Genomic DNA, 9,467 nt, shown 5'->3' with positions numbered 1-9,467 from the left:
AACGGCAACGCCTACCACCGCACCTCACCCAAGAACCCCGAACGCTTCGCCTGCTGGGCCAACGGCAAGAAAGGCACCGAATCCTTCCCCACCCTCACCACCTTCCGCAACGCCACCGGACAAGACCCACAGTCCACGCTGACCGAAGGCGCGGCGATCACCGATGGACTCGGCCGACTGATCGCCTCCCTCGCCACGGTGCCGCGTGCGCTGCCCGCGAAGATCGCCCAGGCGACGGGACAGGCGACCGGCGTGAAGAAGATCGGCGGGTTCTCCAAGCCCCTGCCGTGATGCGGATCGGGCGCTGACGCTCAGCCCTGCGGCTGGGTGGTCGACTCCGCTGCCGGGCGCTCGTAGTGCTCGTGGAGGTGCCCGAACGAACCGGTCGTCATGCCCCATCCCCGGTACGCCGTGCGCAGGCCGCGGGCATCGTGGGTCAGGTGGCCGGTCAGCCGGCCCCAGAAGTGGCGGGCCAACCCGACCGCGATCCGTGCAGGCCCGCCCACGGCCGACTTGAGCCGGATCAGCCCTCGCTCGCCGAAGCTCGTGGCGTGCAGCAGGTCGACCTGGGTCGCCAGGTTCCCCCCGTTGTAGGCCCGTCGCATGGCCCACTCGCGCGTGAGCCGGTCGGCCGGTACCTCGTCCTCGGCGCGCGACTCGTTGCACCAGACGATCCGACCACCCCGGTCGGCCAGCAGCCGACTGAACAGGGTGTCCTCGCCACCGGCGAGCCCGAGCCTCTCGTCGAAGCGGACGGATCGGTCGCGCAGCTGTCGGACATCGACCAGGAGGTTCCCCGCCGCGGCGACCGGGACGGCACTGCCGGTCACGCGCTCGCGGCGTCGGTAGACGCCCGTCTCACGCAGCCAGGGGTCCACCGGTTGCGCGAACACCGAGATCACCCGGCCCATCACGGCGTCGGTGCGATGCGTGCGCCAGGTCGAGACCAACGCGGCCAGCCAGTCGGGCAGCGGACGCTCGTCGTCGTCGATGAACGCGACCAGATCCGCGTCCTGGGACTCGGCGAGGATCCGGTTCCTCACCGCGGCGATGCCCGGGGTGGGCTCGACGTGGTGGACCACGGGCACGGGGGAGTGCGCACACACGTCCCGCGCCGAGCCCGCCGGGTCGTTGTCGACCACGACGACGCGCACCGAGCAGTCAGCCACCTCGTCGATGCGTGCCGGCAGCCTCGCGAGCAGCTCGGCCAGCTTCTCGGGCCGCCGGTACGTCGGGATGCCCACCACCACCGCGAGGTGCTCCGCCCCACTCACGAGGGGTCCACGTTCACCGCGCTGCGGATGAACCGCATCTTGCCTCCGACCTGGTCGATGTGGTCGACGCGCTCGACCGTCACGGGGACCAGGTCCTTCGTGGCTCGCCGGAGGATGGACTCGGCATGGGCGATGCCCCGGTCGGCGTCGGGACCGCTTCCGGGGATGCACCGCAGCGTGATCGCGTAGTCGGCCGCCTGCTCGATCTCGAACCGCGCCACCGAGAGCGGGTGGTCGTCGAAGATGTGCCCCATGGCGCCGGCGATGGTGGTGCCGTCCGGGAGGCGCAGGGCGTCGGAGTTCCGCCCCGAGATCGCGCCCAACCGTGGCAGCGTGCGACCACACGCGCAGGACCCGGTCATGAGGCTGCTGATGTCCCCCAGGCGGTAACGGATGATCGGGAAGACCCGGTTGGTCAGGTCGGTCGCGACGACGTGGCCCTCCTGCCCGGCGGGGACGGGCCGGTCGTCATCGTCGAGGATCTCGACCCGGCGGACGTCCGCGAAGACGTGCATCCCCGCCTGCGCCTGGCACTCACCGGCCAGCCACGGAACCTCGGCGGACCGGTAGTGGTCGTAGCAGGGGGCCCCGAGCAGACTCTCGATCTCGTGACGGGTGCCCGCCGTGAGGGGCGCGGCCGTGACGGCGATCGCGCGGGGCGGCTCGAGGGTCAGACCCAACCGCGCAGCACGCCGCGCGAAGTCCAGGACGCCGCCGCCGTAGCCCAGCAGGAAGGGCGGCCGGACCCGGTTCCACTGGTGCGCGAAGGAACGGACGGTCTCATCGGTGATCCGGTAGGCGTCGAGCTGGATGCGTCGTGAGGGCAGCCACGCCAGGTCGTGCTTGACCCGGGTCTTGCCGGTGAGGATGTGCCGGGTCACGATGGCCCGGTCCTCCCAGGGGTCGACGCCCCACCAGTGGAACAGGCGCCACTCCAGGGCCCGCGACGGGAACCGCAGGTCGCGCAGCAGGTGAACCGGCAGCCCGGTGCTGCCGCCCGTGCGGGAGACGGCACTCGTGCGACGGGTGGCCTCGGGCGTGCGGATCGACTCGAAGTGCTCGCGCAGGTCCGACTTGGTCACGAACGGCAGGCTCTCGAACGACGCGGGATCGGCCAGGTCGTCGGCCGTGAACCCGTGGTCGCCGTAGAGAGTCCGGTAGAACGGGCTCTGCGCGAAGGCGAACTGCGCCAGCTCGCTCACACGACGCCGGCCGATCCCCTCGAGCTCGTCCGGGGGCAGGCGATCGGCCCGGAGGAAGTCCCGGTAGGCGGACACGCTGTCGCGCCCCGCGGCGAGGAGCTTGGTGCGGAAGGCGGCTTCGCGGATCATGCGACCACCGCCGTCGCCGAGACACCACGCTTGGCCGCCAGGGCCGTCGTGAACGCATCCGCGTGGGCCTGCCCAGCCAGATCCCAGTCGCGCCGACTCAGGTCGGGGCGGGCACCCGCCGGCAGGGCCGCGGCTCGGTCCAGGGCCGACAGCAGCTGCTCGGCGGTCAGGTCTCCGTCGAACATCAGGACCCAGTCCCGTCCGACCTCGTCGGCCAGCTCTTCGTTGACCGCGTTGCGCGGCACCAGGACGGGCCGGTCGAGGGACAGGGCAGCCAGCACGCTGCCGGAGTTGTGCATGAAGCGGTAGGCGAGCACGATCAGCTGCGCCGAGGTCGCGAGTCGGACCAGCTCGGCATCAGTGAGGAAGGTCAGGGTGAGCTCGACCTGGGGCAGTGCGGCGGTCCGGTCGCGCACCTCCTGCCCGATCTGCGGGCTCGACGGACGTCCGCCGATGTGCAGGCTCAGCGTGGGCCGGTGCTCGACGGCTCCGGCGTAGGCGTCGAGCAGGGCGTCGAGGCTCTTGTAGCGACGGACGGCTCCGAAGGCGGCCAGCCGGCCCGGGACCGGGTCGAACCTCGGCTGGGGCGCGTACCAGTCGCGATAGTGCCCGTGCAGGATCAGCGAGGACGGGGCGCCCTCCGGGACCGGCGTGAAGGTGTTGAGCACGATCCGGTGGTCGGCCTGCCGGTCGATGATGCGCAGGAGCCACCGCCGGGGGGCGTTCACGTCGGGCAGCTCCACGTTGTGGACCGTCCGCACGACCGCGATGCGGCGCGAGACGGCGTGCCGCAGGACGATCGCACAGGTCAGCAGGTACTTGCCGACGGTCTTCCACCAGGTGGTGCCCTCCAACTTGCCCTCGGGCCAGTGCCACTGGAAGACGTCGTACCGGCCGAAGAGCGCACCGGCCCAGGAGAAGCGCTCGTGGGTCACCTGGCTCGACCGGGCCAAGGAGAGATCGAGTTGCGTGATGTACGGGTTGGTCGTCGCGCGCGGCGCCCTGAACGACTGCATCACGCGCGGTTTCGCCGGAATCACGGTCCGGCCGTCCGGCCGGTGGAGAATTCGGATTCTTGCCACATCCTTCCGCAGGCCCCGCGGCGGTCGGGCCGTGGGCATACTGTGTCCGGGAGTCCCCCGTGGACTCTCTGAGCATATGGGTCCGAAGAGCGGGGACGGGAGCGATTGCGTGAAGAGCTGGGAGCCGTCCGGAGCCGGGGCACGGTGACCGGTCCGCGGGTGGCGATCAGCACCGTCAACTTCGGCAACGCCGACCTCCTGCGTCAGAATCTGGTCGAGATGGTGGCCGGTCACGAGGACTGGTCCGTGGTGGTGGTGGACAACTTCACGACCGACGCCAACCGCGCCGAGGTCGTCTCGCTGACCGATGAGCAGGGATGGCACCTGGTCGGCGAGCCCGGCAACCTCGGCTTCGGCGCCGGCGTCAACGCCGCCGCCCGCCGTGCGTGGGAGCTCGGTGCGGACGTCATGGTGGTCATCAACCCCGACGCCTGGATCGACGGGGACAACGTCGCCCTCCTGGCCGCGGCGCTGGAGCACGATCCGATGTCGGTGGTCGCGCCGATCGTGCGCCGGCCCGACGGGAGCCCGTGGTTCCAAGGGCTCCAGATGTCGTGGGAGGACGGGGCGATCCGCAACCCGCGCCGTGATCCCGCTGCTCCCGGTGAGCATCGACTCGACTGGCTCAGCGGTGCGTGCTTCGCGACGACTCCGGCGATGTGGGAGGCGTCGGGCGGGTTCGACGACGACTACTTCCTCTACTGGGAGGACGTGGACTTCTCGAAGCGGGTCCAGGACGCCGGGGGCACCGTGCGAGTGGTCCGGGAGGCGCAAGCGTGGCACGACGAGGGCGGGACCCAGGACGACGCGCGCCGTCGGGTCGAGGCCAAGTCGGGAACCTACTACTACTACAACATCGTCAACCGCATGCTGTTCGCCGCCAAGCACCTCGACCGCGAGGGCTTCCTACGGTGGCGTCGCAGCATCCTGCCCCATGCGAAGTCCATCCTGTGGCGGGGCGGCCGACGACAGTTCCTCCAATCGGGGGAACCGTGGATTTCGGGCCTCCGCGGAGTTCGTGACGCATACCGTGTATCCCATCAAGGTGGCGTGTCTCGTCGAAGGGCACAAGGGGAGCCGCTCGACTGAGAAGGAGTGGTGGGCTTGAGTTCCATCGGCAGGAAGCCCGTGGTGGCGTTGACGGTCGCGGCAGTGGCCGTCGTCGCGGTGATCGTGTTCACGATCGCAAGGGGCGGCTCGTCCGAGGGATCTTCCACCGCGTCCGACCCGGATCGATCTGCTCCCACCTCGGCGACGACGACCGAAACCGTCGGCGCCGAGAAGTCCGCGGCACCCGAGAAGTCGGGCAAGAAGACGGACAAGGCCAAGACCGGGCGACCCCGGTCGACGTCACCGATCCCTCCTGAGCTGGAGCCGGTCGCCTTGAACGAGGTCGTGCGCGCCAGCGGTGACGTCCAGGTCCAGATCACGAAGATCGAGTCCGTCCAGGGCAAGGCGAAGGTGGCCGGCGAGATCAGCGGCCCGGCCGTGCGGGTGACGGTCGAGATCGAGAACGGCTCGGATGGCGATCTGGACCTGGGGTACGTCAGCGTCAACGCCTACACGGGCTCCGATCGCGTGCCGGCCGCCCCCATCATGCAACCGGGCGGCCGTCCCATGGTGGGCACGCTGAAGGCGGGCGGTCGTGCCGACGGCGTGTACCTGTTCAGTGTGGGCACGAAGGCACGCCCGCTGATGACGGTCGGGGTGGACTACGTGGCCGGTCAGCCGACCGCGATCTTCCGGGGGCGCGTCGCCGGCTGACAGGTCACACCGTCGCCTCGGGTGACTACGGTCCCGATCGCATCACCAGTCACACCGGCCTCACTGGCCACTCTGGTTGGAATCGCAGCGAAAAAGAACGGCGTGTCGGCCCGGTTTTCCACCGAAAGCGGTCACGCCGAGGAGGCGCGGAGCCTAGTCTCGACGGCGGGGGAGTCGCGCTGGTGGGGGCCAGCGAGGGGTCGCTGGGGATCGGCGGGCTCCCGGACCGAACCATTGAATGAGGGCTGAAGATGCGACCGAACACTTCTGGAGAAGCACGCGAGAGCCGGGTAGGGCGTACCGGCAAGACCACGGCTCGGGGTGTGTTCGCTCGGGGAACCATCGCGTCCATCGTCGCCCTGCTGGGCTTGGCCGTCCTGACGGCCGTGCCCGCCCAGGCGGACACCGCCCCTCCGGTGGCGGACACGCCGGTCACGGTCAGCTCCGATCCGCTCCCCACGGCCCAGATCAACGGCATCGCCTGGACCCAGGCCGCGGCCGGGGGCCGGGTCTTCGCCGGCGGACAGTTCACGAGCGCACGGCCTGCCGGCGCGCCGGCAGGCACGAACGAGTCGCCCCGCTCCAACCTGCTCGCGTACGACCTGAGCACCGGTGTGCTCGATGCGAGCTTCGCTCCCCAGGTCAACGGCCGCGTCCTCGGCTCGGCGGTGTCGCCCGACGGCAACCGGCTCTACATCGCCGGAGCGTTCACGGCCGTCGACGGTGTCAACCGGTACCGGCTGGCAGCCTTCGACACCCGGACCGGGCAGCTGATCACCTCGTGGGCGCCCGGAACCAACTCCATCGTCAACGACATCGTCGCGACCGAGGACACCGTCTACATCGCCGGACAGTTCACCAACGTGAGCAACACCGCTCGGACCGGTGTCGCCGCGCTCGACGCGACGACCGGTGCGCTGAAGTCCTTCAACCCGGTACTCGCCGGAGGTGTGCCCCGGGCCGTGGTGGTGTCGCCCGACCGCACGAAGATCGCGTTCGGTGGATCCTTCACGTCGGCCAACGGCTCCACGAAGCCCGGTCGCGGACTGGCCGTCTTCGATCCCAGCGGGAACCTGCGCCCCTGGTCGACGAACGACACGATCCGCAACGCGGGCCAGAACTCGGCCATCTACTCCCTCGCCGCCGATGAGGACGGCCTCTACGGCAGCGGCTACGACTTCGGCGGCTCCAAGACCGAGGACGACTTCGAGGGCACGTTCCGGTCCGACTGGGACGGCAACCTCGTGTGGATGGAGGACTGCCACGGCGACTCCTACTCGGTGTTCCCCTTCAAGGGCGCGGTCTACAAGGCCACGCACTCGCACTACTGCGGCAACATCGGTGAGTTCCCCCAGCTCGATCCGTGGCACGTGAACCACTCGCTGGCCTTCGCCAAGCAGCCGTCGGACCGCACCATCACGCCCGACATCTGGGGCTACCGCAGCTTCACCGGTAAGCCCGCGGGCAAGCTGCTGCACTGGTATCCCAGCTGGGGAACCGGATCGGTCAGTGGCGTCGACCAGGCCGGCTGGGACGTGTCCGCCAGCGGCGACTACCTGCTCTACGGCGGTGAGTTCACCTCGGTGAGCGGCGTCCGCCAGCAGGGGCTGGTGCGGTTCGCCGCGTCGGACAAGGCGCCGAACAAGATCGGGCCCTCGGTGCACGCGCCCGAGTGGACCGCCGCGATCAAGTCGATCCGCACCGGTCAGGCCCGGATCACGTGGCCGGCCAACCACGATCCCGACAACGCGAAGCTGACCTACGAGGTCTTCCGGCGGGGGACGACAGCACCGCTGCACACCACCGAGGCGTCCTCGACGTTCTGGGTCCGCCCGACCATGGCGTTCGTCGACAAGACCGCCACCCCCGGTTCGGTCGCGGAGTACCGGGTGCGCGCCACCGACCCGTTCGGCAACTCGATCAACACGGCCTGGCAGTCGGTGACCATCGCCGAGACGGATCAGACGACGCCGTACGCCAACGCGGTGCTCGACGACAACCCGGTCAGCTACTGGCCGCTCTCGGAGACGAGCGGGACCCCGGTCCTGGACTGGGCCGGACTCGATGACATGACGACCTCCGGGTCGGTGACGCGGAACCAGGCCGGACCGATGATCGGCCAGAGCTCGCTCGCCTCGCGGTTCAGTGGCAGCAACTCGTTCGCCGCCACGAGCACGATCAAGGACGCCCCGAGCGTCTTCTCGGTGGAGGCGTGGTTCAAGACCTCCAGCACCTCCGGCGGCAAGATCGTCGGCTTCGGCGACAAGCGCACGGGCACGTCGTCGTCCTACGACCGCCACATCTATCTGTCGGGCAACGGCACCGTCCGGTTCGGCGTCTATCCGGGCAGCACCTCCGTGGTGTCCAGCAACTCCGGCTACAACGACAACCAGTGGCACCACGTCGTGGGCACCCTGGGGCCGGACGGTCAGGCCCTGTTCGTCGACGGCGTCCGTGTCGGGACCGCCTCGGCGACCTCCGCGCAGGCCATCCGTGGCTACTGGCGCATCGGTGGTGACAGCGTGTCCTCGTGGCCGGGCGCCGGCTCCAACTACCTCAACGGCACCGTGTCGGACGTCGCGGTCTACGACCGGGCGCTGGGCCGGACCGAGGTCGACCGTCACTGGGTCGCCTCCGGTCGGACCAGCCAGATCCCGTCTGCGCCCGCCGACAGCTACGGCAAGGCGGTCTTCGAGCGGAACCCCCAGCTGTACTGGCGCCTGAACGAGCCATCCGGCACCACGGCCGCCGATGCGGGCGCGGACCGGTTCGAGGGCACGTACCAGCAGACGGGCGGCACCATCGCCCGCAACGAGTCCGGCGCCCTGACCGGCACGACCAACTCGTCGGTGCGCTTCAGCTCCTCGCGCATGGCGATCTTCGGTTGGACCAACCGGCAGTCGATCGTCAGCAAGCGTCAGATCCAGAGTCCGTCCACCTTCGCGATCGAGACGTGGTTCAAGACGACCACCTCGGGCGGCGGCAAGCTCGTCGGGTTCGGCAGCAGCAGCGCGAACACGGCCAATGCGAGCTCTGACAACGACCGGCACATCTACATGGACTCCAGCGGCCGAGTGAAGTTCGGAGTGCACAACGGCTCCCAACAGGTCCTGCAGTCGACCGGCACCTACCGTGACGGCGCCTGGCACCACGTCGTGGCCCAGCAGTCCGCCACCGGCATGCAGCTGTTCGTCGACGGCGTCCAGGTCGCTCAGAACTCCGTGACCACGGCCGACACCTACAACGGCTACTGGCGCCTGGGCGGGGACACCCCGTGGGAGGGCGATCCCTTCTGGGTCGGCAGCCTCGACGAGGTGGCGGTCTACGACCGCCCGCTGACCGCCGACGAGGTCCGGGCGGACTACGAGCTCGCGACGACCGGCTCGGTCAACACGGCGCCGAAGGCGGCCTTCACGACGGACGTCGACGGGCTGAAGGTGAGCTTCGACGGCTCCGGGTCGCGCGACGCCGAGGGGGCCATCGCGTCCTACGCGTGGACGTTCGGCGACGGCGCGACCGCCACGTCGGCCAAGCCGACCCACACCTACGCGTCGCCGGGCGAGTACGACGTGACCTTGAAGGTCACCGACGCCTCCGGACTGGTGGACGAGGTGACGCGCTCCGTGCGCGTCCTCGGTCCCAACGCAGCGCCCACGGCGGCGTTCTCCGCCTCCGACCAGGGTCGCAAGCTGACGGTGGACGCCTCCGACTCGACCGATTCGGACGGGAGCATCGAGTCGTACGCCTGGGACTTCGGCGACGGCTCGACGGGCACGGGCCGGACGGCCGAGCACACGTACGCCCGTGACGGCGAGTTCGACGTCACGCTGACGGTCACCGACGACCGCGGCGGCTCGGACCAGGCGGTCCGCAAGGTCACCATCGCCGTGCCGAATGTGGCGCCGGTGGCGGGTTTCGCGGTGGCGAAGGATGGGTTGTCGGTGTCGGTGGACGGGTCGGACTCGTCGGATGCTGATGGGTCGGTGGAGTCGTATGCGTGGGACTTCGGTGACGGG

7 protein-coding genes are annotated in these 9,467 nt (G+C 69.8%); 4 read left to right on the top strand and 3 right to left on the bottom strand.

The genetic code is table 11. The annotated features are described in order from the left end of the window. Positions 1–291 (top strand): hypothetical protein (locus GL325_RS15505; RefSeq protein ID WP_223111353.1); only part of this gene is annotated, 291 nt, incomplete at its 5' end. A gap of 20 nt (positions 292–311) precedes the next feature. Here GL325_RS15505 and GL325_RS15500 read toward each other — a convergent pair. The 3 genes from GL325_RS15500 to GL325_RS15490 are packed head-to-tail and all read right to left on the bottom strand — an operon-like array spanning position 312 to position 3,621. Continuing rightward, positions 312–1,274, bottom strand: a complete 963-nt coding sequence (locus tag GL325_RS15500) for a glycosyltransferase (RefSeq protein WP_187770143.1) — start codon at positions 1,272–1,274, stop codon at positions 312–314. Continuing rightward, positions 1,271–2,605, bottom strand: coding sequence for a phenylacetate--CoA ligase family protein (locus GL325_RS15495; protein WP_187770142.1), 1,335 nt, complete (start codon positions 2,603–2,605; stop codon positions 1,271–1,273). Before GL325_RS15495 ends, GL325_RS15500 begins: the two co-directional genes overlap by 4 nt. Continuing rightward, positions 2,602–3,621 (bottom strand): glycosyl transferase, encoded by a 1,020-nt coding sequence (locus tag GL325_RS15490; protein WP_187770141.1) that lies wholly within the window; start codon positions 3,619–3,621, stop codon positions 2,602–2,604. Before GL325_RS15490 ends, GL325_RS15495 begins: the two co-directional genes overlap by 4 nt. A 225-nt stretch (positions 3,622–3,846) precedes the next feature. On the opposite strand from GL325_RS15490, the gene GL325_RS15485 reads away from it, so the two are divergent. The 3 genes from GL325_RS15485 to GL325_RS16055 form a co-directional block, all read left to right on the top strand. Then, entirely contained in the window at positions 3,847–4,776 is a 930-nt protein-coding gene (locus GL325_RS15485; protein WP_187770140.1) for a glycosyltransferase family 2 protein, read from the top strand. A 15-nt stretch (positions 4,777–4,791) separates the two neighbouring features. After that, entirely contained in the window at positions 4,792–5,451 is a 660-nt protein-coding gene (locus GL325_RS15480) for a hypothetical protein (RefSeq protein WP_187770139.1), read from the top strand. Positions 5,452–5,774: 323 nt separating this feature from the next. Then, a partial coding sequence (locus GL325_RS16055; protein WP_187770138.1) for a PKD domain-containing protein occupies positions 5,775–9,467 on the top strand: 3,693 nt, incomplete at its 3' end.

Source organism: Aeromicrobium sp. 636 (genome assembly GCF_024433585.1).
GTDB lineage: Bacteria > Actinomycetota > Actinomycetes > Propionibacteriales > Nocardioidaceae > Aeromicrobium > Aeromicrobium senzhongii.
Note: the sequence above shows the minus strand (reverse complement) of the source record. Positions and strands in the feature narration are given on the sequence as shown.

Coding starts and splice junctions, on each gene's coding strand:
- GL325_RS15495 (WP_187770142.1), bottom strand. CDS start 2,605: ATGATCCGCGAAGCCGCCTTCCGCACCAAGCTCCTCGCCGCGGGGCGC.
- GL325_RS15490 (WP_187770141.1), bottom strand. CDS start 3,621: ATGCAGTCGTTCAGGGCGCCGCGCGCGACGACCAACCCGTACATCACG.